Consider the following 24,678-nt stretch of genomic DNA (forward strand, 5'->3'; position numbering starts at 1 on the left):
CCGAAAACTATCGTTGAGTGCCGGGGGTGGAGTGGCTAGGCTTCCACTCGCACGCTCCCCATAAGGCCCCAGACCTCAGGAGCACATTCGGTGGAACCAGTCCCGCCTCTCCCCGAGACGCTGGAGCGCCTTGGGACACTTGCTGCAGAACAGGGCCTGGAGTGGCCGGAGTTCCTTGATCCGGCTGCACTGTCGGTCAAAACGTCCTTGCCCGAGTCCACCGTCCGCCTCCTGCTCGAAGGCGGTACGCCGCCGGTCGACACGGTCAACGACCGGGTTCGGACGCGTCTCAAGACGCTGGCCCAGGCCAATCTGGCGGCAACGGGCAGGCGCATGTCGGATCTGGCCGCGGAAGTCTCCAAACACCTGGGTGTGTCCGAGTACTGGGTCCGTCAAGTCTGCGACGGCAGGAAAGTACCCAGTATCGAGCTTCTCCACGGGCTCGTCGAGTACTTCGAGGTCGACGGAGGAGAGGGGTTCTTCACCGCGTCGGCCACCGACGCCCTCAACCGTGCCCTGCTCCCTCTCCTGCACGGTCTCGAAGACCCCGAGGGTGACCCCGTGCTCGCCCTGATGGACCGCTACGGCGTGAAGTCGACGGATCTGCGTGTGCACGGCTCCCTGACCCGCGAGCAGTTGGAGCGTCTCCTCGAAGGCGTTCTGCGGTCGGTGGTGCCTCCGGAAGGAGACCACAGACAGTGAGCACCAAGGCCATGAAGTCTCTGCTCACCGTACTGGGCCGGCACGCGGCGCGGTCCCTTCACAGACCCGCCGAACCACGGGACGTCATGGGAGCGTTCTGCAAGGCCATGACCTTACGCACCGGTCGGCCGATCCGCCTCGTCTTCCGGGCCTTCCCGCCCGACATCCCCGTCTCCGGCATGCGCCTGGACTGCGGGGATCACTCCATCATCGTCGTGGAGGAACATACGGTGCCTGAAGCCCAGTTGGTCATCCTCGGCCACGAGCTGTGGCACGAGGAGCAGGGCGACTGCGGTCACCACGTCGCAGGGATGCCGGCGGCTGCCCGCGCGCCGACCGCAGATCGGACAACTGGGGATATGCAACGGGCCGTCGAGCAGATCCTCACGGCGCACGAGGTGCCCCGCGACGCATTCCTTGCCGTTGCGGCCCGCGCCGGATCAGCCCACGACCACGAGGTGGACGCCGAGACGTTCGGATTGCTTTTCGGCCGTGAAGTCCGCACATGGATGAAGGGCCGCTACGCGCAGGGCCCGGTCAATCCGGCCACCGTGGAAGGACGCATCAACCTGTCGCTGAGTAACCGCGGCGGACGCATCCTGTCATGAATCCCTCCTTCCACGTTCCCTACATCCTGCCCACCGCACTGCTGGCACTGGCCCTCGTACTGAAGTTCCCGACGTTCCTACGGGCCTCACGCGACCCCGATGTCCGGGCCACGACCCTCCTGCTGACCTGGGCCACCGCCGTTCTCGTCGTCATTACCCCGGTCAACATCGAGCGTCTCAACGTCCTCACCGGCATACCGAACATCGCCGCCCCCTGGGCCTACTCGTTCCTCACCGCGTTCTGTGCCACCGGCCTGACCATGATCATGCGCTGGCGGGAGGAACCCTCCGACAAACGCCGGCGCAGAATGCGCCGCGTCTACTGGACCTACGCCGGCATCATCGCCGTCCTGTGGCTGACGTTCCTCCTCGCCGACGTGCCGACGGCACGCGTCTACGACCTGGACACCTACTACGCCGGCACCCCCTGGATGCGCGAACACATCTTGCTCTACATCGCCGCGCACATGGTCTCCTCCCTCGTGGCCGCCTCCATGCTCTGGAAGTGGTTTCCCGAGGTCGTCAACCGCTGGCTGAAGGCAGGAGTCGTGTTCCTGCAACTGGGTTTCGCCTCAGGGCTCATTTTCGACGCGGCAAAGCTGGCCGCGATCAGTGCCCGCTGGGCAGGGCGCGATTGGGACATGCTCAGTACTCAGGCGGCACCACCGTTCGCGCTCCTGGAGGCCGCACTCGTCGCACTCGGCTTCATCGTTCCCCAAGCCGGACCGTTCCTGCAGAAGTGGCTCCGCGACCAACGCGACTACCACCGACTGCGCCCGTTATGGCGTGCGGTCCGCGTCCTCGCCCCGTCGGCAGCCAAAGCACGCTTCGGGTTGTGGGCTCCCCTCGACCTACGGCTCGTGCAACGCCAGCAGCGCATCCACGACGCCCTGCGTGTGCTCAACCCCTACTTCGACGCGGCCCTCCACCAGAAGGCCTGTCAAGCGGCACAAGCCGCACATGGCCCCCGGAAGGCGCGGGGCATCGCAGGAGCCATAACGATCCGCGCCGCCATCGACGCCCACCGAAGAGGTGGACCACCACCCGCACACCCCCAAGCCCTGCCCCTGGGCCCGGCCGTGAGCGACCACATCGAAGACGTCGCCATCGCTCTGCACCATCCCCACACCGTCGAAGACATCCGCCAGAAGGCAACCACCACAGAAAGCACGAACAGCCATGCCTGAGATACCCACCCCCCGCCGGCCCACCGCCGTGGTCATCGGTGCCAGCGCCGCCGGCCTCTTCACCGCTGCGGCTCTCACCGACTTCGCCGATGTCACCATCGTCGAACGCGACCGCCTGCCCGACGGACCCCGACCACGCCGCGGCGTCCCCCAGGCACGCCACGCCCACCTGGTGTGGAGTGGCGGGGTCAAGGCCTTCGGCAGCCTCCTGCCGGGCTTCACCGAGGAGGTGGTCGCCCACGGCGGCCGCCTGGTGCACATCATGGGTGACATGGTCTCCCGAGCACCCAATGAGGTGTGGTTCCGCCGCTTCCTGGCCACCCACCACCGCAACCTGGTGTGCTCTCGCGACCTGTTCGACTTCGTCCTGCGCGACCGCGTCCTGGCCGACGAACGCATCACGCTCCGCCAGGAGACCACCGCACTCCGTCTTCAAGGAGACGCCACGCGCGTCACCGGCATCCACATCCGCACCGGCGAGGAGGAACTCGCTCTCTCCGCGGACCTGGTCATCGACGCCTCCGGCCGAGGCTCTCGCGCACCACAGTGGCTCATGGATCTGGGACTGCCGGCCGTCGCCGAGCGCGAGGTGAACGCCGGCGTCGCCTACGCAACCCGTCTCTACCGAGCCCCGGGCACGACCAGGGACATCAACTTCCCCCTCATCAACGTGCAGGCCAACCCGGCCAAGGCACCGGGGCGGGGCGGCATCATCCTGCCCATCGAGGCAAACCGCTGGATCGTCACCCTCTCCGGCACCCGCGGCGGCGAACCCACCGGCGACCCCGACGCCTTCGTCGACTTCGCACTCGGCCTGGACGAACCCGTCATCGGCGAGCTGATCAAAGACGCTCAGCCCCTCGGGGACGTATGCACCACCCGCGCCACAGCCAACCACCGCCGCTACTACGAGCAGGCCAAACGCTGGCCGGACGGCTTCGTCGTCCTCGGTGACGCCATCGCCGGATACAACCCCGTCTACGGCCACGGCCTCACGGTGGCCGCCCAGTGCGCTCTCGCCGTCCGCGACCTGCTCCGCACGGCCGAGCTCGAAAGCCCTGGCCTCGCACGCCGTCTCCAGCGCGCCGCCGCTCGGCCTGTTGCCGCCGCCTGGAACCTGGCCGTCGGCCAGGACGCCTTCTACCCGGGAGCGGCCGACGCCCGCCCCAACACCGTCGAACGCCTCCTGGCACGCTTCGTCGACAAAGCCGTTGAAACCGGTGCGGGCAACCCGCGCGCCATGGCAGCACTCCTGGACGTCATGAGCCTGGAGAAACCTGCCATCCGCTTGTTCTCGTCCGACATGCTCGTCCCTATGCTCTTCGGCCCGAAGAAGCCGCACCTGCAGGGCCCACCTCTTACGGAAGCGGAGCGGAAGACCGCTATTCCGTAGTCCGGTGCGCCACTGCGGCAAGGCAGGCAGGGCGACTACGGCCGGTGGCGTTCACAGACGGTCTCCACTGCCCGAACCGTTCGGGCAGGTCCCGCCACCACACGCCGATCATTAAGGATCACCGCTCCCCCGACGCCGTGGGAATCGACGCCATGAGGACGAGGTTCAGCACTGCCTCCGCCCACGTCGGTTCCTCACCCATCGTGCTCCCGCCGTGCTCCCGCCGTGCTCCATGAGCATCACGACACCGGCCGGCGGTGCTCGGTTCCGGCCCGTCGTGGGAGGGCGCCCACGGCGGCCCGCACCCCGGTCACGATTCGATTTCGGCCACCCGCACCCCCTTGTTTCCCTTCGTGTAATCGATTCCAATCCTTGGTGCACAGCAGGTGTAATCGATTCCACGAGGAGGTGGGGGCGATGGCGGGCATCAAGGACGTCGCCGCCGAGGCGGGCGTGTCCGTCGCCACGGTGTCGCGTGTCCTGAACGGCCATCCGTCGGTCAGCGCGGCCGCGCGCGAGCGGGTGCTGGCCGCCGTCGAGACGCTGGGTTACCGCCCGAACGCCGTCGCCCGGTCGCTGCGCACCGACCAGACCCGGACCCTCGGCCTGGTCATCAGCGACGTGATGAACCCGTACTTCACCGAGCTGGCCCGCTCCGTCGAGGAGGAGGCCCGCGCGCTGGGCTACAGCGTCATCATCGGCAACGCCGACGAGCGGCCCGACCTCCAGGACCACCACGTCACGACCCTGCTGGACCGCCGGATCGACGGGCTGCTGGTCTCCCCCACCGACGGCGGTTCGCCACGGATGCTGGACGCCGCCCGCGCGGGGACGCCGATGGTCTTCGTCGACCGCTGGATCCCGGGCGTGGACGTGCCCGTGGTCCGGTCGGACGGGCGGGCCGCCGTACGGGACCTCGTGGCGCACCTGTACGGGCTCGGGCACCGCCGGCTCGCGATCATCGCGGGGCCGGCCGCCACGACGACCGGACGCGAGCGCGTCGACGCCTTCCGCGAGGCGCTCGGCGCGTACGGGCTCCCCCTCCCCGAGGTCTACATCGGCCAGGGCGACTTCCAGGCCGACAGCGGGCGCCGGGTCACCGAGGGCTTCCTCGCGCTGCCCGAGCCGCCCGAGGTCGTCTTCGCCGCCGACAACCTGATGGCGCTCGGCGCGCTGGACGCCGTACGCGCGCGCGGGCTGCGGGTTCCCGAGGACATCGGGCTCGCCGCGTTCGACGACATCCCCTGGTTCGTGCACACCGATCCGCCGGTCACCGCGATCGCCCAGCCCACGGGCGACCTCGGGCGGGCCGCCGTGCGCGCGCTGGTCGACCGGATCGAGGGGCGGCCCGGCGAGTCCGTCACCCTCCCCGCCCGGCTCGTCGTCCGCCGCTCGTGCGGCGAACCTGCCCAACGACCGCCGGCCCACCGACCACCGGCACCCGAGCCGCCGGAATCCGACCCACCGGCCCCCGGACAGCAGACCCCCACCCAGTCCCCCGTACGAAGGAGTACGTCGTGAGCGACCCGGACGAGTTGCTGCGCATCGAGGGCATCCGCAAGACCTTCCCGGGCGTGGTCGCCCTCGACGGTGTCGACTTCGACCTGCGCCGGGGCGAGGTGCACGTGCTGCTCGGTGAGAACGGCGCGGGCAAGAGCACCCTCATCAAGATGCTGTCCGGCGCCTACACGCCCGACGAGGGCCGCATCCTGGTCGGCGGCGAGGAGGTGCGCATCCACGGTGCGCAGGACTCCGAGCGCCTCGGCATCGCCACCATCTACCAGGAGTTCAACCTCGTACCCGATCTGACGGTCGCCGAGAACATCTTCCTGGGGCGGCAGCCGCGCCGCTTCGGGATGATCGACCGCAAGAGGATGGAGGCCGACGCCGCCGTCCTCCTGGAGCGGGTCGGCGTGAACGTGTCGCCGTCCGCGCGGGTCCGCGAACTCGGCATCGCACGGCTGCAGATGGTCGAGATCGCGAAGGCGCTGAGCCTGGACACGCGGGTACTGATCATGGACGAGCCGACCGCCGTGCTGACCTCCGAGGAGGTCGACAAGCTCTTCTCCATCGTGCGCAGGCTGCGCGAGGACGGCGTGGGCGTCGTGTTCATCACGCACCACCTGGAGGAGATCGCCGCCCTCGGCGACCGGGTCACGGTCATCCGGGACGGCCGCAGCGTCGGCCAGGTCCCGGCCACCACGCCCGAGGACGAACTCGTCCGCCTCATGGTGGGCCGGTCCATCGAGCAGCAGTACCCGCGCCGGCGGCCCGCCACCGGTGACACCCTGCTGCGGGTCGAGGGCCTCACCCGTGACGGCGTCTTCCACGACGTGAGCTTCCAGGTGCACGCCGGTGAGGTCGTCGGCATCGCGGGCCTGGTCGGCGCGGGCCGTACCGAGGTCGTCCGCGCGGTGTTCGGCGCCGACCCGTACGACAGCGGGACCGTGCACGTCGCGGGCAGTTCCCTGCGCGGCCACGACGTCAACGCGGCGATGACGGCCGGGATGGGGCTCGTCCCCGAGGACCGCAAGGGCCAGGGCCTCGTCCTGGACGCCTCGGTGGAGGAGAACCTGGGCCTGGTCACGCTGCGTTCGGCCACCCGCGCGGGGCTCGTCGACCTCAGGGGCCAGCGCGCCGCGGCGGCCCGGATCGCCGAGCAGCTCGGGGTGCGGATGGCGGGCCTCGGCCAGCACGTGCGCACGCTCTCCGGCGGCAACCAGCAGAAGGTCGTCATCGGCAAGTGGCTGCTCGCCGACACCAGGGTGCTGATCCTCGACGAGCCGACGCGCGGGATCGACGTCGGCGCCAAGGTCGAGATCTACCAGCTGATCAACGAACTCACCGCGGCCGGCGCCGCCGTGCTGATGATCTCCAGCGACCTGCCCGAGGTGCTGGGCATGAGCGACCGGGTGCTGGTGATGGCCCAGGGCCGGATCGCGGGCGAACTCCCGGCCGAGGACGCCACGCAGGACGCGGTGATGGCCCTCGCGGTCGGCACCGGCCCCACCGACAAGAACGACCAGACCGACAAGAACGACAAGAACGACAAGAACGGCAAGGAGGCCCCCCGTGGCCACTGACACGCTCAAGAGCTCGGGGGGCAGGAGCGCCTCCTCGGGCGGCCTGCGCCGCCTCCTGCTCGACAACGGGGCGCTCACCGCGCTCATCGTCCTCGTCATCGCGATGTCGGCGCTGTCCGGCGACTTCCTGACGGCCGACAACCTGCTCAACATCGGTGTGCAGGCGGCGGTCGTCGCGATCCTCGCCTTCGGCGTCACCTTCGTGATCGTCTCCGCGGGCATCGACCTGTCGGTCGGTTCGGTCGCCGCCCTGTCGGCCACCGTCCTCGCCTGGAGCGCCACGTCCGAGGGCGTCCCGGTGCCCCTGGCGGTGCTGCTGGCCATCGCCACCGGCATCGCGTGCGGCCTGGTCAACGGCATCCTGGTGTCGTACGGCAAGCTGCCGTCGTTCATCGCGACACTCGCCATGCTGTCGGTGGCCCGCGGTCTGTCCCTGGTGATCTCCCAGGGCTCCCCGATCCCGTTCCCCGACTCCGTCTCGCACCTCGGCGACACCCTCGGCGGCTGGCTGCCAGTGCCGGTGCTCGTGATGATCGTCATGGGCCTGATCACGGCATTCATCCTCGGCCGTACGTACATCGGCCGCTCCATGTACGCCATCGGCGGCAACGAGGAGGCGGCCCGGCTGTCCGGGCTGCGGGTGAAGAAGCAGAAGCTCGCCATCTACGCGCTCTCCGGCCTGTTCGCCGCCGCCGCGGGCATCGTCCTCGCCTCCCGGCTGTCCTCCGCGCAGCCGCAGGCCGCGCAGGGCTACGAACTCGACGCGATCGCCGCCGTCGTCATCGGCGGCGCCTCCCTCGCGGGCGGCACCGGCAAGGCGTCCGGGACGCTGATCGGCGCGCTGATCCTGGCGGTGCTGCGCAACGGCCTCAACCTCCTCTCCGTGTCGGCGTTCTGGCAGCAGGTCGTGATCGGCGTGGTCATCGCGCTGGCCGTGCTCCTGGACACGCTGCGCCGCAAGGCGGGGGCGACCCCGACCGCGTCCGGTGCGACGGGCGGGGGCGACCGGAAGAAGCAGGCGGCGACCTATCTGCTCGCCGCGGTGGTCGCGGCGGCGGTCGTCGGCGCGCTGTCCTTCCTGCACAACGGCTCCTCGGAGGCGAAGGCGCAGAAGGTCGGCCTGTCCGTGTCGACCCTCAACAACCCGTTCTTCGTGCAGATCCGGGACGGTGCGGAGGCTGAGGCGAAGAAGCAGGGCCTCGACCTGACCGTCACCGACGCGCAGAACGACGCCTCCCAGCAGGCCAACCAGCTGCAGAACTTCACCAGCGGCAGCCTCGACGCGATCATCGTCAACCCGGTGGACTCGGACGCGGCGGGACCCGCGGTGCGCTCCGCCAACGAGTCGGACATCCCGGTCGTCGCCGTGGACCGCGGCGTCAACAAGGCCGAGACGTCCGCGCTGGTCGCCTCCGACAACGTGGCCGGCGGCCGGCAGGGCGCCGAGGCACTCGCCGAGAAGCTGGGCGGCAAGGGCACGATCGTGATCCTCCAGGGCCAGGCCGGCACCTCCGCCAGCCGCGAGCGCGGCTCCGGCTTCGCCGAGGGCCTCAAGGAGTACCCGGGCATCAAGGTCGTCGCCAAGCAGCCCGCGGACTTCGACCGCACCAAGGGCCTCGACGTGATGACGAACCTGCTCCAGGCCCACCCCGACATCGACGGCGTGTTCGCCGAGAACGACGAGATGGCGCTCGGCGCGATCAAGGCGCTCGGCTCCAAGGCCGGGAAGTCCGTCCGGGTCGTCGGCTTCGACGGCACGCCGGACGGCCTCAAGGCGGTCGAGCAGGGCACGCTGTACGCGTCCGTCGCGCAGCAGCCGCGCGAACTGGGCAGGATCGCGGTGGACAACGCACTGCGCGCCGCCGAGGGCAGGAAGCTCGACGAGACGGTGATGGTTCCGGTGAAGGTGGTCACGAAGGAGAACGTGGCCGAGTTCAGCGGCTGACACCGAGGATCATCAACGGGGGCGGGCGGTCGTGACGACCGCCCGCCCCCGAAGCGACCATGTGGGGAGCCATTCCATGTACGACTACGACCTGCTGGTCGTGGGGTCGGCCAACGCCGACCTGGTGATCGGCGTCGAGCGCCGGCCGGATGCCGGGGAGACGGTGCTCGGCTCCGACCTGGCCGTCCACCCGGGAGGCAAGGGCGCGAACCAGGCGGTCGCCGCCGCCCGGCTCGGCGCCCGTACGGCCCTGCTGGCCCGGGTCGGCGACGACGCGCACGGGCGGCTGCTGCTGGACTCGCAGCGGGCGGCCGGGGTGGACACGGTGGGTGTGCTGGTGGGCGGGGCGCCGACCGGCGTCGCGCTGATCACGGTGGACCCGTCCGGGGACAACAGCATCGTCGTCTCGCCGGGCGCCAACGGCCGGCTGACGCCCGGTGACGTACGGGCCGCCGGGAGCCTCTTCCACGCCGCGAGGGTGGTTTCCACGCAGCTGGAGATCCCGCTGGAGACGGTGGTGGAGGTGGTGCGCTCGCTGGCGCCGGACAGCCGGTTCGTGCTGAACCCGTCGCCGCCGCGGCCGCTGCCGGGGGAGGTGCTGGCGGCGTGCGACCCGCTGATCGTCAACGAGCACGAGGCGAAGGTGATCCTCGGCGAGGCGGCACATGCCGGTGAGGGGCCCGAGGACTGGGCGCGGCTGCTGCTCGCCAAGGGGCCCCGTTCGGTGGTGGTGACGCTGGGCGGCGAGGGCGCGCTGGTGGCCTCGTCCGACGGGGTCACCCGTATCCCCTCCGTGAAGGTGCGCGCCGTGGACACCACGGGCGCGGGCGACTCGTTCACCGCCGCGCTGGCCTGGCGGCTGGGCCTCGGCGAGTCCCTGCCCGACGCGGCGGCGTACGCGGCCCGGGTGGGGGCGGCGACGGTCACCAAGGAGGGCGCGCAGGTGTCCTTCCCGACCGCGGAGGAGGTCGCGGCGCTGTGAGGAAGGGCGGAATCCTGAACCGGCACCTCAGCGCCGCGCTGGCCGAACTGGGCCACACGGACCGGGTGCTGGTGTGCGACGCGGGCATGCCCATCCCGGACGGGCCGCGCGTGGTGGACCTGGCGTTCCGTGCCGGGGTGCCGTCCTTCGCGGAGGTGCTGGAGGGGCTGCTGGCCGAGCTGGTGATCGAGGGCGCGACGGCCGCGACCGAGATCCGGCAGGCCAACCCGGCGGCCGCGGAGCTGCTGGCGGGCCACTTCCCCGATCTCGCCCTGGTCCCGCACGAACGGCTCAAGGAACTGACCGCCGGCGCCCGGCTCGTCGTCCGCACCGGGGAGGCCCGGCCGTACGCGAACGTGCTGCTGCGGTGCGGGGTGTTCTTCTGAGGGACGGCCCGCGAGGCTCTGTCCGCGGTTCCGTGACGCCCGCAGCCTGTCGTCGCCCCCGAGGTGGGCGACGACAGGGTGCCGCGTCCCGATCGATCATCCGGTGATGGAGAAGAAGATGGTGTCCTGGGTGTACCAGTCGATGTTCTTCGTCGAGTACTCCCATTCGTCGTGCTCGAACTCGAGCTTCTCGATGAGTTCTTGGATGTCGTACCGGAGTCCCTCTTCCATGCGGTCCAGCACGGCACGGTAGGCGTCGGCAGCGGGCTTGGCCTTGGCCAACGGGAGCATGCCGATGTGCGGGCCGTCCACGGGGTGGGGGATGTGGAAGGGGATCTCCTTCGGTGGCCCCGAGAACAGGTGCTCGTGCAGCAGCAGATCAGCGCTCACCTCCAGGCGGCGCAGTTCTTCGTCGACGAGGCCGAAGAAGGTGGACGGCTTGGAGTACACGCCCAGGTCGGAGGGGTCGGACGCGTTGCAGTCGATGATGTGCTGAAGGGCACGGTAGTAGGCGCCGGCCGCGTACTCCGCGTTCGAACTCGCGTGACCGGCCAGGAGGTGTTCGAGGGCGTCAGGGATCGACAGACCCCAGTCGATGCCCTGGCGGTCGAGTTCCAGTTGGCTTCTCTGCGCCCTCTCGCGCACCCTGCCGAGGATGCGCTGCTGGTCGGACGTGAGGTTTCCGGCGGCTCCGAGAAAGCCCAGGACGTCGGCCTTGTCGGCTGTGCTGTACGAAATGATCCGGCTCATGATCGCAATGCTGTCAGCCACCACTGACATCCGACTCGGCGGACAGGGCCTCTCTCACGGATTCTCATCGGTGAGAGAGGACGCGGGTCCGGAGGAGTTCGAACGAGGCCCGGCCGTACATCGCTCGCTTGAGTGTTGTATCCGCGTTGGTGGCGGACCAGATCGGCGAACGCTCGGGCGGGGTCGCGGGCCCGGGTGATGTCCGGGCCGGCGAGACGGACCTGGAGCAGCCGGTCGGTCCGGCTCTCGGTGGGCGCTTCACGCGACCGCATGATCCACGAAGTGACCGTGCGGGGGCCCGGGATCCCGGCCCGGCCCGGTTCGGCGGTGCCGGCCCGCAGGGCGGCAAGGTGTTCGCGGACCGTCGACGACGGGGGCGGAGACGGAGGCGGAGGCCTGACGTCGTCCTGCGCGCCGGCGGCGCCTCGGGCGGGACCCGGGTCACGGGGTACAGGACCCGGGTCGCCGCTCACCTCTTACCGCTCACCGCTCACCGCTCACGGCCGGACGTTCTCCGTGAACCTCCGTGCCGTCTCCGCCAGGACCTCGCGGCCGTCCCTGGCCCACAGGACGTCGTTGAAGAGTTCGACCTCGATGGCGCCGGTGTAGCCGGCCGCCTCCACGTGGCCCTGCCACTCCCGCATGTCGATGCTCCCGTCGCCGATCTGGCCGCGGCCGTTGAGGACGCCCTCGGGCAGCGGGGTGGTCCAGTCGGCGAGCTGGAAGGTGTGGATGCGGTCCTGGGCGCCGGCGCGGGCGATCTGCGCGGGCGCCGTGTCGTCCCACCAGATGTGGTACGTGTCGACGGTGACGCCGACCTGCCGGGCCGGGAACCGTTCGGCGAGGTCGAGGGCCTGCGCGAGGGTGGAGACCACGCAGCGGTCGGAGGCGTACATGGGGTGCAGCGGCTCGATGGCGAGGCGCACCCCGTGCTCCTCGGCGTACGGGCCCAGCTCCGCCAGGGCGTCCGCGATGCGTTCGCGGGCGCCGCGCAGGTCCTTGGAGCCCGCCGGGAGGCCGCCGGAGACCAGGACCAGGGTGTCGGTGCCCAGGGTGGCGGCCTCGTCGACGGCGCGGCGGTTGTCGGCCAGGGCCGCGGCCCGCTCGGCGGGGTCGGTCGCGGTGAGGAAACCGCCGCGGCACAGGGTCGTCACCGTGAGGCCCGCGTCCCGGACCAGTTTCGCCGCCGCGTCCACGCCGTAGGCCTGGACGGGTTCGCGCCACAGGCCGACGGCCGGGATGCCCAGGTCGCGGCAGCCGTCGACGAGTTCCGGCAGGGACAGCTGCTTGACCGTCATCTGGTTGACGCTGAAACGCGCGAGAGCGTTGTCGGACTCGGTCACGGGGTCACTCCGTACAGGTGCAGCAGGGTCCGCATGCGGTCCTCGGCGAGCTTCGGGTCGGGGAACAGGCCGATTCCGTCGGCGAGTTCGTAGGCGCGGGCGAGGTGCGGCAGCGAGCGGGCCGACTGCAGGCCGCCGACCATGGCGAAGTGGCTCTGGTGGCCGGCCAGCCAGGCCAGGAACACCACGCCCGTCTTGTAGAAGCGGGTGGGTGCCTGGAAGAGGTGCCGGCTCAGCTCCACCGTCGGGTCGAGCAGGGCGCGGAAGCCCGCCGTGTCCCCGGTGTCCAGGGCGCGGACGGCCTGGGCCGCCAGCGGGCCGAGCGGGTCGAAGATGCCGAGCAGGGCGTGGCTGAAGCCCTGTTCGTCGCCCGCGATCAGCTCGGGGTAGTGGAAGTCGTCGCCGGTGTAGCAGCGCACGCCCTGCGGCAGGCGGCGGCGCAGGGCGACCTCACGGCCGGCGTCCAGCAGCGAGACCTTGATGCCGTCGACCTTGTCGGGGTGGGCGGCGATGACCTCCAGGAAGGTCTCGGTGGCCGCGTCCAGGTCCGACGAGCCCCAGTAGCCCTCCAGCGCCGGGTCGAACATCGGGCCGAGCCAGTGCAGGATCACCGGCTCGGCGGACTGGCGCAGCAGGTACCCGTACATCTCGAGGTAGTCCTCGGGGGAGCGGGCCGCGGCGGCCAGGGCGCGGGACGCCATCAGGATGGCCTGCGCGCCCGACTCCTCGACGAGCAGGAGCTGTTCCTCGTAGGCCGCCCGCACCTCCTCGAGCGTGCCCGTGGCGAGCTGGTCGGTGCCGACGCCGCAGGCGATGCGGCCGCCCACGGCCTTCGCCTCGGCGGCGGACCGGCGGATCAGCTCGGCCGCGCCCGCCCATTCCAGGCCCATGCCCCGCTGGGCGGTGTCCATCGCCTCGGCGACGCCCAGGCCGTGCGACCACAGGTGGCGGCGGAAGGCGAGGGTGGCGTCCCAGTCGACGGCGGCGGGCGAGTCGGGGGTCGTGTCGGCGTACGGGTCGGCGACGACGTGTGCCGCGGAGAAGACCGTACGGGAGGTGAAGGGGGCTCCGGTGGTGAACGCGAGGGGCTCGGCGCGGGGCTCGTAGGTCCGCAGCCGGCCCTGTGCGTCGGGCAGTTCGATGGTCACAGCGAGATCTCCGGTACGTCGAGGCGGCGGCCCTCGGCCGACGACCTCAGCCCCAGCTCGGCGAGCTGGACGCCGCGGGCCCCGGCCAGCAGGTCCCAGTGGTAGGGGGCGTCGGCGTAGACGTGCCTGAGGAACAGCTCCCACTGGGCCTTGAAGCCGTTGTCGAACTCGCCGTTGTCCGGGACCTCCTGCCACTGGTCGCGGAAGACCTCGGTGGCGGGGATGTCCGGGTTCCAGACGGGCTTGGGGGTGGCGGAGCGGTGCTGGACGCGGCAGTTGCGCAAGCCGGCCACGGCGGAGCCCTCGGTGCCGTCGACCTGGAACTCGACGAGTTCGTCGCGGTTGACGCGGACCGTCCAGGAGGAGTTGATCTGGGCGACGGTGCCGCCCTCGAGTTCGAAGACGCCGTAGGCGGCGTCGTCGGCGGTGGCGTCGTAGGGCTTGCCGTTCTCGTCCCAGCGCTGCGGGACGTGGGTGGCGGTCAGGGCCTGGACGGAGCGCACGCGGCCGAACAGCTCGTGCAGCACGTACTCCCAGTGCGGGAACATGTCGACGACGATGCCGCCGCCGTCCTCGGCGCGGTAGTTCCAGGACGGGCGCTGCGCGTCCTGCCAGTCGCCCTCGAAGACCCAGTAGCCGAACTCGCCGCGCACCGACAGGATCCGGCCGAAGAAGCCGCCGTCGATGAGCCGCTTCAGTTTGAGCAGGCCCGGCAGGAACAGCTTGTCCTGCACCACGCCGTGCTTGATTCCGGCGGCGTTCGCCAGCCGGGCCAGTTCCAGGGCGCCGTCGAGGCCGGTGGCGGTCGGCTTCTCGGTGTAGACGTGCTTGCCGGCCGCGATCGCCTTGGTGAGGGCCTCCTCGCGGGCGGAGGTGACCTGGGCGTCGAAGTAGATGTCGATGCTCTCGTCGGCGAGCACCGCGTCCAGGTCGGTGGAGACGTGCTCCAGGCCGTGCCGCTCGGCCAGCGCGCGCAGCGCGTGCTCCCGGCGGCCGACCAGGACCGGCTCCGGCCACAGCACGGTGCCGTCACCGAGGTCGAGGCCGCCCTGCTCGCGCAGGGCCAGGATGGAGCGGACGAGGTGTTGCCGGTAACCCATCCGTCCCGTCACACCGTTCATGGCGATACGCACCGTCTTGCGTGTCACGTCGTTCCCTTCGTACGCGGTCCCCGCGCGCCGCGTACGCCCCACCCGTCACGCGTCGGCCGGCGAGTGGCGGCCGACGCGCGACGGGTCCGGTGAACGTCACAGCAAGCGCTTTCTATGTATCTAGAAGCTAGCCTCTGAACGGCGGTCCGGACAAGACCATGGCGAACCCGACTTGTTCGAGGGGGCGAACAAGTGGACGCGGGGCCATAGGGTCTGGTCGGGGGCGGGACATCGGGTTCCGTGCCCGGACGCGCCCGGGCACCGCGGCCGGCGCCGATACGACGAGATGCGCGACCGGAGGACGAGAGATGACGGTGACCCTGGCGGACGTGGCGGCCCGCGCGCAGGTCTCCCCCGCGACGGTGTCGCGCGTGCTGAACGGGAACTATCCCGTGGCGGCTTCCACCCGCGAGCGGGTGCTGAAGGCCGTGGACGAACTCGACTACGTGCTCAACGGCCCCGCGAGTGCCCTGGCAGCCGCCACCTCCGACCTGGTGGGCATCCTGGTGAACGACATCGCCGACCCCTTCTTCGGGATCATGGCGAGCGCGATCCAGGGCGAGATCGGAGGGCCGGGCGGGCGGGCCGGCGGGGAGAGACTCGCGGTCGTGTGCAACACGGGCGGCTCCCCGGAGCGCGAACTGACGTATCTGACGCTGCTCCAGCGGCAGCGGGCCGCGGCGGTGGTGCTGACCGGCGGTGCCATCGAGGACGTCCCGCACCGGGCGGCGATGGACGCGAAGCTGCGCAGGCTGGCGGAGGCCGGGACCCGGGTGGTGCTGTGCGGCCGGCCGCCGGCACCGGACACCGGGGCGATCGCGCTGACCTTCGACAACCGCGGCGGCGGCCGGGAACTCACCGAGCATCTGATCGGGCTCGGTCACCGCCGCCTCGGCTACGTCGCGGGCCCGCAGGAGCGCACCACCACCCGCCACCGCCTCGAAGGGCACCGGGCCGCGCTCGCCGCGCACGGCATCGAGGAGGATCCCCGCTGGACCGTCCACGGCCGCTACGACCGCCGCTCCGGCTACGAGGCCGCCCTCGAGCTCCTGCGCAGGGACCCCGAGTTGACGGCGGTGGTCGCGGCGAACGACTCCGTCGCGCTGGGCGCGTGCGCGGCGCTGCGGGACTCCGGCCGGAAGATCCCCGACGACGTGTCGGTCGCCGGTTTCGACGACCTGCCGTTCAGCATCGACGCGGTGCCCGCCCTGACGACGGTGCGCCTGCCGCTCGCCGAGGCGGGGGCGCGGGCCGGCCGCATCGCGATGGGCCGCGAGGAGTCGCCGCCCGGGGGGATCGCCTCCGTGCGGGGCGAGTTGATGGTGCGGGGGTCCTCGGGGGCGCCTCGGGTGTGAGGCTGCGGGCCGGTGTCCGCGCCGACGCCGGTACCTGTGCCGCCCGGTCGGAGTACGCGGTTGCCGACGGCGGCGATGAGTCCCGCCGCTACCGCCGCTACCGCCGCTACTGTCGGTCCGCACTTCCGTCACCGCCTCAGCGGACGAGCGGACGAGCGGACAACAGGAGTGGCAGCCGTGCGGATCGTGATCACCGAGTCCATCGGCCTCGACGGTGTCGTGCAGGCCCCCGGCGGTCCCGAGGAGGACACCGACGGCGGTTTCGCCCACGGCGGGGCTGGTCGCACGCCCACTTCGGTCCGGAGGTCCTCGGCGGCGCCTTCGACGCGGCGCTGGAGAAACCGAGGGGCTCCTGTACGGGCGCCGCACCTGGCAGACCACGGCCGAGGCGTGGCCCCGGCAGGTTGGGGGCCCTCCCCCGCTAGCGGGGGACCCCCAGCCGACCGGATCAACGGCCTGCCGAAGCACGTCGTCTCCGGCGCCCTCGGCGAGTCCGGCCTCATCCGGAACAACAGCCGGCTCCTTCCCGCCGGGGAGGCCGTCGCCCGCATCCGGGAGCTGCGCGCGGCCGAGGGCGGCGACCTCGTGACGATGGGCAGACCCACGCTCGCCCGCACCCTGCCGGGCGAGGACCTGGTGGACGAACTCCGGCTCCTCGTCATGCCGGTGGTCCTGGGCGGCGGCAGGTCGGTCTTCCCCATGGACGGCGCGAAGCGCCCGTTCGAGCCGGCCTCGGCGAAGACCGCGAAGTCCGGCGCCCAGGTGTGCGTCTGCCGCCGCGCCACAAAGGCGCCCGCCGGAGCCTGGGGTCCCCGGACGGGGGCGCCACCGCCCGCACGACCGGACCGGCGCCCCCGAACCCTCGCGCGACACCGGAGTGGCGAGGAGCGGCGAGGGGGGAGTGACCGCGCGGGTCCCGGGTAGGGTCCGTTTTCATGAAGCTGGCGTTCTCCACCCTCGGTGTCCCCGGCCTTCCGATGGCCGACGTACTGCGTCTCGCGACCGCGCACGGCTACCACGGCGTCGAAGTGCGCGCGCACCCCGAGGAACCGGTCCATCCCGGTCTCTCCCCCGCCGAACGGGCCGATGTGGCCGCCGAGTTCAAGGCGGCCGGCATCGAGATCCTGAGCGTCGCGGGCTACACCAGGGTCGCCGCGCCGGGCGACGACGAGGCCGTCGTCGCGGAGCTCCGCGCCCTCCTCGACCTCGCCCGCGACCTCGGCGCCCCCTACATCCGGGTCTTCCCGGGCGGCTCCCCCGAGCAGACCCCCGAAGAAGCCGACGCGACGGCCGCCCGGCGGCTGGGCACGGCCGCCGAGTACGCGACCGACCTCGACGTGCGCATCCTGCTGGAGAACCACGACTCCCACCGCACCGGCGCCGACGCGATGCGGATCCTCGGCCTCGTGGGCCACCGCCAGGTGGGCGCCCTCTGGGACGTGATGCACACCTGGATGGGCGGTGAGCAGCCCGCGGAGAGCCACGCGGCCCTCTCCCCCCACCTCGGCTACGTCCAGGTCAAGGACATCGCCTCCACCGAGGACACCACCCCGCTCCCCCTCGGTGAGGGCATCCTCCCGCTGGCCGACTGCGTGGAGATCCTCTCCCGCCACGGCTGGGACGGCTGGCTCTGCTGGGAGTACGAGAAGCGCTGGTACGAGGAGGCCGCCCCGCTCCCCGACCTCCTCGGTCCCGGCCGGGCCCACCTCTCCCGCCTCCTCAACGACTCGGCGTAACCGGCTCCCGTCACGTCGGCCGACCCGGCACCCCGGCCTGCCGACGGGCCCCCGTCGGCGGGCCGGCGGCTCTGCGGCCGGGCCCGCTGCTCCCGGCCACCCGGCCACCGAACCGGACCACCCCGCCGCAAGCCCCGCACGCCCGGCCCCGGGCCCTTCCTCCCGGCCCGCCCGCCCGCCGGTTCCACCCCTCAACGACCCGGCACAGCCGGCTCCCGTCCCCCGGCCGGCCCCGCGCACCGCCCCGCCGGCACGGCCCCCCGCCCGCCGGATCCGTGCACGCCGTCGCCGGGCCCGCTCACCTCGCCGCCGGCCCCGTCCGCCCCGGCCGCGGGCTCCCCCTCCCGGCCCGCCCGCCGCTCCCGTCCCCCGAACGACGCGAGGGCCACCCCGCCCACCAGCAGGGCCGCCGCCCACCACCGCAGCGGGCTCACCGGTTCGCCCAGGAACAGGGCTGCCGACGACATCCCGAAGACCGGTACCAGAAGGGAGAACGGCGCCACCGTCGACGCGGGGTGACGGCGCAGCAGCCAGCCCCAGGCCCCGAAGCCGAACACGGTGGCGCCCCAGGCGACGAACAGCAGGGCGCCCGCCCCTGGCGGGTCCAGCGCGCCCAGTGCCTCCAGGTCCCGCGACGGGCCCTCCAGGAGCAGCGAGAGCGCCAGCAGCGGCAGGACCGGCACCGTGCTCACCCAGATCATGAAGTTCAGGGCGTCGTCGGGCGCGGCCCTGCGGGTCAGCACGTTCGACACGCCCCAGCAGGCCGCCGCGGCGATGATCAGGGCGAACGCGCCCAGAGGGCCCGAGGTGCCCTCGTCGACGGCGGCGACGCCGATTCCGGCCAGGGCCACCGCCATGCCCACCAGCCGGACGCGCGCGGGCCGTTCACCGAGGAGCAGGAACGCGAACAGGGCCGTGAAGACCGCCTGGATCTGGAGCACCAGGGAGGTCAGCCCGGCCGGCATGCCGGCGTCCATGCCGACGAAGACCAGCCCGAACTTGGCCACCCCGAGCGCGAGGCCCACCCCGACGATCCACTTCCACGCCACCTTCGGACGCCCCACCAGGAAGACCGCGGGCACCGCCGCCACGAGGAAGCGCAGCGCGGAGAACAGCAGCGGCGGGAAGTGGTCGAGGCCGATCTCGATGACGACGAAGTTCACGCCCCAGACGGCGGCGACGAGAACGGCGAGCAGGACGTGGGAAGGTCGCATACGTCGAGGATCACCGCCCGCGACCCTTCAGCACCAGCGAAGATTCCTGCATGGTGGGATGAAGCACCGCTTACCGATCGGGAGCCGTCATGCTCGACCTCCAGCGTCTGCGCGCGCTGCACGCCGTCTCCGTGCACGGCACCGTCGGGGCCGCCGCCGCGGCGCTCGGCTACACCTCCTCCGCCGTCTCCCAGCAGATCGCCAAACTGGAGCGGGAGACCAGGACCGTGCTGCTGGAGCGGGAGGGCCGGGGCGTACGCCTGACCGACGCGGCGCACCATCTCGTCACCACCGCGCAGGAACTGCTGGCGATCGTGGAGCGGGCCGAGACCGAGCTGGAGGAACGGCGCGGGGTGCCGTCCGGACGGCTGACCATCGCCGCCTTCGCGTCGGCGGCGCGCGGACTGATGCCACCCGTGCTGGCCGACCTGGCCGGGCGGCATCCCGCGCTCGACACCCGGCTGACCGAGGTCGACCCGCACCTGTCCGTGGACCTGGTAGCCAAGGGCGCGGTCGATCTCGTCGTCGCGCACGACTGGGACATCGCGCCGCTGCCCGCCCCGGCGGGCGTGGAGCAGGCGGTCGTCGGGGACGACCTGTGCGATCTGCTGGTGCCGCGCGGGCATCCGTTCGCGGAGCGCGGCACGGCGGTACGGCGCGAGGAGCTGGGCGGCGAGCGGTGGATCTGCCAGCCGCCGGGGCGGGTCTGCCACGAGTGGCTGGTGCGCACCCTGCGTACCGCCGGGCACGAGCCGGACATCGTGCACCAGGCGGACGAGAACCCGACCCTGGTCGCCCTGGTCGCGGCCGGACTCGGCATCGCGCTGATCCCCCGGCTCGGGCGCGGCCCGCTGCCTGACGGGGTGGTGGAGGTCCCGCTCGACCCGATGCCCGTACGGCACGTGTACGCGCTGTGGCGGGCCGGCGCGGCCCGCCGTCCGGCGATCGCGGAGACCGTCCGCACCCTGGGCGCCCACTGGCCCGCCGTCTCGGCACACCGGCCACCCGTGCCCCGGACACCCCGGTCATCCCAGGCGTCCCAGGACCCGGTGTCCGCCCCGAGCTGAGTTCTCCGCCCGCACCCGGGAACCCACGCCCGCGCCCTCCCGTCCCCTACGCGGACTGCCGGAAGGGTCCGCGCGGCGCGGTGTCGGCCACTCGCCACTGGCTGCGACGCCGACCCACCCTCTCCTCCGTGCCGCGGCCGGCAGCACCGCCATCGGCGCGCCCCCTCCCGAAGCGCCGATGGCGGCCCCGCCCGCACCCCCGGCCGACCGCGCCCGCCGACCGCGCCCACCACGTCCACACCCTTGACTGGCAGAAACTTCCCGGATATTGGTGACTCTTCGGCAGTTTCCTTCAGCGGGTCCCCGCGGATCATCTCCCAAAGGAGCGCACGTGCCCGACAGCAGCACGGGAAGCACAGGAAACACGGAGAGCACGGAGAGCACGCAGGGGAGCGCTGCCGCGCGTCCGTCCAGACGTGCCGTCCTCGCCGCCACGACGGCGGTCACCACCGCCCTCGCCGCCGGAGCCACCGCGCACGCGGCCGGCGCCTCCGGCGTCGCCGCGGACCCCGCCTCCCCGGACGACCGCAAGCTCCGCGCCCTCCTCTCCCGGATGACCCTGGAGGAGAAGGTCGGCCAGCTGTTCGTGGCGCGGGTCTACGGCCACTCCGCCACCGAACCCGACCAGGCGGACATCGACGCCAACCTCGAGGAGATCGGCGTGCGCACGGCCGCCGAACTGCTGGAGAGGTACCGGGTCGGCGGCATCATCTACTTCACCTGGGCGCACAACACCCGCGATCCGCACCAGATCGCGAGCCTCTCCAACGGCATCCAGAAGGCGTCCCTCGGTCTGCCGCGCGGGCTGCCGGTGCTCATCTCCACCGACCAGGAGCACGGCATCGTGGCGCGCGTCGGCGAGCCGGCGACCCTGTTCCCGGGCGCGATGGCCGTCGGTGCGGGTGCCTCCCGCTCCGACGCGCGCGACCTCGGCCGGATCGCGGGGCGCGAGCTGCGCGCCCTGGGCATTCGTCAGGACTACGCCCCGGTGGCCGACGTGAACGTCAACCCGGCCAACCCGGTCATCGGCGTACGGTCCTTCGGGTCCGAGCCCCGGGCGGTGGCGGAGCTGGTCGCGGCCGAGGTGTCCGGGTACCAGCGCTCCGGGGTCGCGGCGACCGCCAAGCACTTCCCCGGGCACGGCGACACCGGCGTCGACAGCCACACCGGTTTCCCGGTGATCACCCACAGCCGTGAGCAGTGGGAGAAGCTGGACGCGCCGCCGTTCCGGGCGGCGATCGCCGCGGGCGTCGACTCGATCATGACGGCCCATCTGATGGTCCCGGCGCTCGACGCCTCCGACGACCCGGCGACCCTCTCCCGCCCGATCCTCACCGGCATCCTCCGCGAGGAGCTGGGCTACGACGGGGTCGTGGTCACCGACTCCCTCGGCATGGAGGGGGTGCGGACGAAGTACGGTGACGACCGGGTGCCGGTGCTGGCCCTGAAGGCGGGTGTGGACCAGCTGCTCAACCCGCCGTCCCTGGACGTGGCGTGGAACGCCGTCCTGAAGGCCGTCCAGGACGGCGAACTGACCGAGGCCCGGCTCGACGAATCGATCCTGCGCGTGCTGCGGCTGAAGGCGAGACTGGGCCTGTTCAAGGACCCGTACGCCTCCCCGGACGGGGTGGACCGCACGGTCGGCACCCGGGCGCACCGGGCGGCGGCCGACCGGATCGCCGAACGGACCACCACCCTGCTGGTCAACGAGGACCGCGTGCTGCCACTGTCCCGGCGCAGGCAGCCGAGGCTGCTGGTCGTCGGCGCCGACCCGGCCTCCCCGTCCGGTACGACGGGACCGCCGACCGGCGTGCTGGCGGGCGCGCTGGGCGAACTGGGGTTCACCGCCACCGCCCTGTCCACCGGTACGGCACCGTCCGCGGCGATGATCGACCGGGCCGTGGCCGCCGCCGAGGAGGCGGACGCCGTGGTCGTCGGGACGTACAACGTGACGGCGGCGAGCAGCCAGCGGACGCTGGTCGAGCGGCTCCTGGCGACCGGCAGGCCGGTGGTCGCGGTGGCGATCCGCAACCCGTACGACGTGGCCCGTCTGCCCGCCGTACCGGCGTACCTGGCGACGTACTCCTGGACCGACGTGGAACTGCGGGCCGCGGCCCGGGTGATCGCGGGCCGGGTGGACCCGCGCGGGACGCTGCCGGTACCGGTGCAGCGGGCGGACGACCCGGCGGCGGTGCTGTACCCGGTCGGGCACGGGCTGACGTACTGACCACGGCAGGCGGCCACGGCGTCCGTGGTCTCGCCCGCCCCGGGTAGCCCGCCTGACGTAGCACCCGTACGTCACACACCCGACACATCCTCACCGACGTGCGCAAAGCATGCCGTATCCCTGGTGTGACCCGCTGTGGCGGGTCACGCTGGACGGGGGTGTTCGGGGGATGGTGACGCACGTGAGAAGTTCCCTGGGTGCGGTGTGCGCGCTCTCCGTGCTGGCCGCGGCCCTGTCGGCCGGCTGCCAGAGCGCGCCGGGCGGCGCCGAGAAGAACGGCCACCCGGACGGACGGCGGACGGTGACGGTGTCGCCGGTGCCGGCCCGGCCCTCCGGGTACGGGGCGGTGTTCCTCGCGATCGACGAGTGCAGTTCGTTCGGCCGGACCAGTTTCACCGAGGTGCCGTGCACGAGTGAGCGGGCGGCGGCCCGGGTCGTCGCCCGCCACGACGGAACCGTCCGGGACGGGCCGCGCTGCCCCGCCACCACGGACTTCGTCCTGCACATCGGCGAGCAGCGTCCCGCGTCCGACGAGGACGGCGACGGGGCGGTGCCGCGCGGCTACGCCTGCATGCGCAACCTCCAGCCCCCTCACCCGGGCGATCCCGGCGGCGGGGGCGGGCCGCGCACCATCGTCGGCGACTGCGTCCGCGACCTGGACGACGGACAGGTCCGTGAGACGGCCTGCGACGGCACGGGGGAGCACGCGCCGGAGTACGAGGTGACGAAGGCCGTGGACGCCAGGCACGAGTGCCCGGCGTCCACGACGCTCTACGTCCGGCTCGGCGGCAGTTCACCGGTGGGCTGCGCCCGCCCGGTGTGAGCCGTCACCGCCCACGCCCAGGGCCTGTTGCGAAAGTGACGCCGCGGCAGGCGTCACTTTCGCAGCAGACCCTAACGGTGCAGCGCGGGTTCCCGCTCGATGTCCCGCACGTCCAGCTTGCGGTCGAACTTCGCCAGCGGCTTCGCCTCGGCCGGGTCGTCCTTGACCGCGTCCGGCGCGACGCCCGCCCAGTCGAGGATGCGGGCCGTGGCGAGCGCCCTCTCCTCGTCGACCAGACCGGCCACGTTGGCACCGTGGTTCATGCCGGGGGCGGTCATGACGTACGAGTCGCGCGCGCCCCTGCCGAGGCGGAAGGGCTCGGCACCCCACGGGTCGTTCTCGCCGTAGACGAACAGCATCTGCCGGGCGTTGTGCCGCACCCAGGTGTCGACGTCCCGCATGGCCCGGGAGTCGAACGTCATCGGGATCGAGCGGGGCACGAAGTGGCGCGGCGGCTGGTAGCCATAGCGGACGTACTTCCTCTCGATGTGCGGGAAGTGGATCGTCGGCGCACCGAGCTGCGTACCGGCCTGGTAGTAGTACGGCGTGTACGGGGCCAGGCCCTGGTCCGTGTAGAACGAGAAGCCGGAGATCGTGTCGACCGAGTTCCAGATCTCGTCGTCGGTGGCGTTCTCGGCGTCCGCCGGGATCTGCGCGCAGTCCGCCACGCTGCCGTACTGCCAGAAGCCCCACACGTAGTCGAGGACGACCGCCTCGTACGCCTTGTCCAGGCTGCCGACGGTGTCGAAGGTGTAGCCGTTCTCGGCGGCGAGGGCCTCGTACTTCTCGCTCAGCGCCCCGCGGCGCACCAGCGCCTCGCGCTGCACGCCGTTCAGGCGGGTGCGGCACTCCTTGGTGCCGACCTTCCGGAAGAAGCGGTCGTAGGCGGAGTCCTCCTTGTTCACCACGTCGTTGGGGGCGACGTAGGCGACGACGCCGTCCATGTCGCGCGGGTAGAAACGCTCGTAGTACGTGGCGGTCATGCCGCCCTTGGAGCCGCCGGTGGAGATCCAGTTCTTCGAGTAGATCCCCTTCAGCGCCCGGTGGATGCGGTGCTGGTCGCTGGCGGCCTGCCAGATGTCCAGCTTGGACCAGTCGGCCGGGTCCGGGCGGGAGGGGGTGAAGAAGCGGTACTCCATGGAGACCTGGTTGCCGTCCACGATCTGGGCCGGCTCGCTGCGGCGGGGCGTCGTCGAGACGTTGTAGCCACCGGTGAAGAAGACGGTCGGCCGCGCCACGTCCTTGTGCAGCACGGTGATCCGCTGCTGGAAGGTGCCCCTGGAGGGCCTGCGGTGATCGACCGGCTGGGTGTAGTCGAGGACGAAGAAGCGGTACCCGGTGTACGGCTTCTCCTCGAGAAGGCTCATGCCCGGGACGGAGAGCAGTCTCTCCTTGATGTCGGTGCCGGCGGTGACGTCGGTCTCGGCGGCGGTGGCCGCACTCGCCGCGCCCACCGTGCCGATCAGCATCGTGAGCGTCAGCAGCCATCTGAGCGCCTTGCGCATGCACACTCCCCTGTCGAACAGATGTGGCCGGAAGCTAACCGACCAACTCGCCCGAGCACCAGGGGACATGGGG

21 protein-coding genes are annotated in these 24,678 nt (G+C 71.9%); 15 read left to right on the top strand and 6 right to left on the bottom strand.

Annotated elements, in window-relative coordinates; genetic code table 11:
• Positions 1-207: 207 nt before the first annotated feature.
• The 9 genes from ACWZEH_RS11575 to rbsD all read left to right on the top strand — a co-directional run bounded on the left by ACWZEH_RS11575 (position 208) and on the right by rbsD (position 10,286).
• A complete protein-coding gene (locus tag ACWZEH_RS11575) occupies positions 208-702 on the top strand; it encodes a hypothetical protein (RefSeq protein WP_456197987.1) in 495 nt (164 codons plus the stop codon).
• Positions 699-1,310, top strand: a complete 612-nt coding sequence (locus ACWZEH_RS11580; RefSeq protein ID WP_456197988.1) for a toxin — start codon at positions 699-701, stop codon at positions 1,308-1,310. The genes ACWZEH_RS11575 and ACWZEH_RS11580 overlap by 4 nt, the downstream gene beginning before the upstream one ends.
• Positions 1,307-2,497 carry an MAB_1171c family putative transporter gene (locus ACWZEH_RS11585; RefSeq protein ID WP_456197989.1) on the top strand — a complete coding sequence of 397 codons (1,191 nt, stop codon included), beginning with the start codon at positions 1,307-1,309 and terminating at the stop codon, positions 2,495-2,497. Before ACWZEH_RS11580 ends, ACWZEH_RS11585 begins: the two co-directional genes overlap by 4 nt.
• Complete coding sequence (locus tag ACWZEH_RS11590) at positions 2,490-3,890, top strand: FAD-dependent oxidoreductase (protein WP_456197990.1); 1,401 nt, start codon at positions 2,490-2,492, stop codon at positions 3,888-3,890. Before ACWZEH_RS11585 ends, ACWZEH_RS11590 begins: the two co-directional genes overlap by 8 nt.
• A gap of 417 nt (positions 3,891-4,307) precedes the next feature.
• The gene (locus ACWZEH_RS11595) at positions 4,308-5,411 is read left to right on the top strand and encodes a LacI family DNA-binding transcriptional regulator (protein WP_456197991.1); all 1,104 of its coding nucleotides are present in this window, start codon (positions 4,308-4,310) and stop codon (positions 5,409-5,411) included.
• Positions 5,408-6,973: a sugar ABC transporter ATP-binding protein gene (locus ACWZEH_RS11600; protein WP_456197992.1), complete on the top strand. Its 1,566-nt coding sequence runs from the start codon at positions 5,408-5,410 to the stop codon at positions 6,971-6,973. Before ACWZEH_RS11595 ends, ACWZEH_RS11600 begins: the two co-directional genes overlap by 4 nt.
• Complete coding sequence (locus ACWZEH_RS11605) at positions 6,963-8,918, top strand: ABC transporter permease/substrate-binding protein (RefSeq protein WP_456197993.1); 1,956 nt, start codon at positions 6,963-6,965, stop codon at positions 8,916-8,918. Before ACWZEH_RS11600 ends, ACWZEH_RS11605 begins: the two co-directional genes overlap by 11 nt.
• Before the next feature lie 76 nt (positions 8,919-8,994).
• Entirely contained in the window at positions 8,995-9,900 is a 906-nt protein-coding gene (locus tag ACWZEH_RS11610) for a ribokinase (protein WP_456197994.1), read from the top strand.
• Positions 9,897-10,286, top strand: a complete 390-nt coding sequence (gene rbsD / locus ACWZEH_RS11615) for a D-ribose pyranase (protein ID WP_456197995.1) — start codon at positions 9,897-9,899, stop codon at positions 10,284-10,286. Before ACWZEH_RS11610 ends, rbsD begins: the two co-directional genes overlap by 4 nt.
• A 96-nt stretch (positions 10,287-10,382) precedes the next feature.
• Here rbsD and ACWZEH_RS11620 read toward each other — a convergent pair whose 3' ends face one another.
• The 4 genes from ACWZEH_RS11620 to ACWZEH_RS11635 form a co-directional block, all read right to left on the bottom strand.
• Complete coding sequence (locus ACWZEH_RS11620) at positions 10,383-11,036, bottom strand: DUF7691 family protein (protein WP_456197996.1); 654 nt, start codon at positions 11,034-11,036, stop codon at positions 10,383-10,385.
• 497 nt (positions 11,037-11,533) lie between these two features.
• Positions 11,534-12,334, bottom strand: coding sequence for a sugar phosphate isomerase/epimerase family protein (locus tag ACWZEH_RS11625; RefSeq protein ID WP_456199549.1), 801 nt, complete (start codon positions 12,332-12,334; stop codon positions 11,534-11,536).
• 41 nt (positions 12,335-12,375) lie between these two features.
• Positions 12,376-13,527, bottom strand: coding sequence for a dihydrodipicolinate synthase family protein (locus tag ACWZEH_RS11630; protein ID WP_456197997.1), 1,152 nt, complete (start codon positions 13,525-13,527; stop codon positions 12,376-12,378).
• Positions 13,524-14,675 carry a Gfo/Idh/MocA family protein gene (locus ACWZEH_RS11635; protein ID WP_456197998.1) on the bottom strand — a complete coding sequence of 384 codons (1,152 nt, stop codon included), beginning with the start codon at positions 14,673-14,675 and terminating at the stop codon, positions 13,524-13,526. The genes ACWZEH_RS11630 and ACWZEH_RS11635 overlap by 4 nt, the downstream gene beginning before the upstream one ends.
• Before the next feature lie 311 nt (positions 14,676-14,986).
• Here ACWZEH_RS11635 and ACWZEH_RS11640 point away from each other — a divergent pair, with 311 nt between their 5' ends.
• From ACWZEH_RS11640 to ACWZEH_RS11650, 3 genes are all read left to right on the top strand, one after another.
• The gene (locus tag ACWZEH_RS11640; RefSeq protein ID WP_456197999.1) at positions 14,987-16,033 is read left to right on the top strand and encodes a LacI family DNA-binding transcriptional regulator; all 1,047 of its coding nucleotides are present in this window, start codon (positions 14,987-14,989) and stop codon (positions 16,031-16,033) included.
• Between the two features lie 390 nt (positions 16,034-16,423).
• On the top strand, positions 16,424-16,957 hold the full coding sequence (locus ACWZEH_RS11645) for a dihydrofolate reductase family protein (protein ID WP_456198000.1): 534 nt from the start codon (positions 16,424-16,426) through the stop codon (positions 16,955-16,957).
• Between the two features lie 11 nt (positions 16,958-16,968).
• Positions 16,969-17,769 (top strand): sugar phosphate isomerase/epimerase family protein, encoded by an 801-nt coding sequence (locus tag ACWZEH_RS11650; protein ID WP_456198001.1) that lies wholly within the window; start codon positions 16,969-16,971, stop codon positions 17,767-17,769.
• Between the two features lie 191 nt (positions 17,770-17,960).
• On the opposite strand, the gene ACWZEH_RS11655 is transcribed toward ACWZEH_RS11650, so the two are convergent.
• Complete coding sequence (locus tag ACWZEH_RS11655) at positions 17,961-18,983, bottom strand: EamA family transporter (RefSeq protein ID WP_456198002.1); 1,023 nt, start codon at positions 18,981-18,983, stop codon at positions 17,961-17,963.
• Positions 18,984-19,072: 89 nt separating this feature from the next.
• On the opposite strand from ACWZEH_RS11655, the gene ACWZEH_RS11660 reads away from it, so the two are divergent.
• From ACWZEH_RS11660 to ACWZEH_RS11670, 3 genes are all read left to right on the top strand, one after another.
• On the top strand, positions 19,073-20,050 hold the full coding sequence (locus ACWZEH_RS11660) for a LysR family transcriptional regulator (RefSeq protein WP_456198003.1): 978 nt from the start codon (positions 19,073-19,075) through the stop codon (positions 20,048-20,050).
• A 331-nt stretch (positions 20,051-20,381) separates the two neighbouring features.
• Positions 20,382-22,277 carry a glycoside hydrolase family 3 protein gene (locus tag ACWZEH_RS11665; protein WP_456198004.1) on the top strand — a complete coding sequence of 632 codons (1,896 nt, stop codon included), beginning with the start codon at positions 20,382-20,384 and terminating at the stop codon, positions 22,275-22,277.
• A gap of 169 nt (positions 22,278-22,446) precedes the next feature.
• A complete protein-coding gene (locus ACWZEH_RS11670; protein WP_456198005.1) occupies positions 22,447-23,100 on the top strand; it encodes a hypothetical protein in 654 nt (217 codons plus the stop codon).
• Between the two features lie 71 nt (positions 23,101-23,171).
• Here ACWZEH_RS11670 and ACWZEH_RS11675 read toward each other — a convergent pair whose 3' ends face one another.
• Positions 23,172-24,605, bottom strand: coding sequence for a S28 family serine protease (locus tag ACWZEH_RS11675; RefSeq protein WP_456198006.1), 1,434 nt, complete (start codon positions 24,603-24,605; stop codon positions 23,172-23,174).
• Between the last annotated feature and the right edge of the window lie 73 nt (positions 24,606-24,678).

Source organism: Streptomyces yamdrokensis, from assembly GCF_053890455.1.

Coding starts and splice junctions, on each gene's coding strand:
- ACWZEH_RS11585 (WP_456197989.1), top strand. CDS start 1,307: ATGAATCCCTCCTTCCACGTTCCCTACATCCTGCCCACCGCACTGCTG.
- ACWZEH_RS11590 (WP_456197990.1), top strand. CDS start 2,490: ATGCCTGAGATACCCACCCCCCGCCGGCCCACCGCCGTGGTCATCGGT.
- ACWZEH_RS11595 (WP_456197991.1), top strand. CDS start 4,308: ATGGCGGGCATCAAGGACGTCGCCGCCGAGGCGGGCGTGTCCGTCGCC.
- ACWZEH_RS11610 (WP_456197994.1), top strand. CDS start 8,995: ATGTACGACTACGACCTGCTGGTCGTGGGGTCGGCCAACGCCGACCTG.
- ACWZEH_RS11620 (WP_456197996.1), bottom strand. CDS start 11,036: ATGAGCCGGATCATTTCGTACAGCACAGCCGACAAGGCCGACGTCCTG.
- ACWZEH_RS11625 (WP_456199549.1), bottom strand. CDS start 12,334: ATGACGGTCAAGCAGCTGTCCCTGCCGGAACTCGTCGACGGCTGCCGC.
- ACWZEH_RS11640 (WP_456197999.1), top strand. CDS start 14,987: ATGACGGTGACCCTGGCGGACGTGGCGGCCCGCGCGCAGGTCTCCCCC.
- ACWZEH_RS11650 (WP_456198001.1), top strand. CDS start 16,969: ATGAAGCTGGCGTTCTCCACCCTCGGTGTCCCCGGCCTTCCGATGGCC.
- ACWZEH_RS11655 (WP_456198002.1), bottom strand. CDS start 18,983: ATGCGACCTTCCCACGTCCTGCTCGCCGTTCTCGTCGCCGCCGTCTGG.
- ACWZEH_RS11660 (WP_456198003.1), top strand. CDS start 19,073: ATGCTCGACCTCCAGCGTCTGCGCGCGCTGCACGCCGTCTCCGTGCAC.
- ACWZEH_RS11670 (WP_456198005.1), top strand. CDS start 22,447: ATGGTGACGCACGTGAGAAGTTCCCTGGGTGCGGTGTGCGCGCTCTCC.
- ACWZEH_RS11675 (WP_456198006.1), bottom strand. CDS start 24,605: ATGCGCAAGGCGCTCAGATGGCTGCTGACGCTCACGATGCTGATCGGC.